This window comes from Bartonella sp. AD328YNZD, from assembly GCF_042196425.1.
The window spans coordinates 1-649 of the sequence record NZ_JBHIQG010000763.1; the positions used below are offsets into that span (position 1 = coordinate 1).

The 649-nt window shown below is 40.4% G+C and carries 1 protein-coding gene; it reads right to left on the bottom strand.

All coding sequences use genetic code 11. From position 1 onward, the window contains the following. Positions 1 to 87: 87 nt before the first annotated feature. A partial coding sequence (locus ACFIO3_RS14900) for a thiamine pyrophosphate-dependent enzyme (RefSeq protein WP_375704761.1) occupies positions 88 to 649 on the bottom strand: 562 nt, incomplete at its 5' end.

A 649-nucleotide genomic window follows, 5' to 3' on the forward strand; every position in this document is an offset into this window, starting at 1 on the left:
TTGAGCCATTTAGACAGTTTACCTTCTTCCATAGTTGGTGAAAGCGCCGGCATCAAAATATCAATAGACATACTTGCTTCCCTCGCATCAAACTAAAATATCAGTATAGAGCTCAGAAGCATCTGGCTCTTGATCACTTTGTGCAAAATCTACCGCATCAGCAACAATTGCACGGACCTCTTTCTCAATAGATTTTAAATCGTCCTCGCTCGCCCAATTTTTTTTAAGAATCCGACTTTTTACTTGATCAATCGGATCGTGTTCCTCTTTTATTTTTTGGACTTCTTCCTTTGAACGATATTTCGCTGGATCAGACATGGAATGACCACGATAGCGATAGGTTTGCATATCAAGAATGATCGGCCCTTTACCTGAGCGTGCCCAAGAAATTGCTTCATCAGCAGCTCCTTTTACTGATCGAACATCCATACCGTCAACAACAATACCTGGAATTTCAAAAGAAAGACCACGACGGGAAAAATCAGTTTCTGCAGATGCACGTGAAACGGACGTTCCCATAGCATACTGATTATTTTCAATAATATAAACAACAGGCAGCTTCCAAAGTGAAGCCATATTAAAACTCTCGTAAACCTGCCCCTGATTTGCAGCACCATCACCAAAATAAACCAATGTCACATTATCTTTA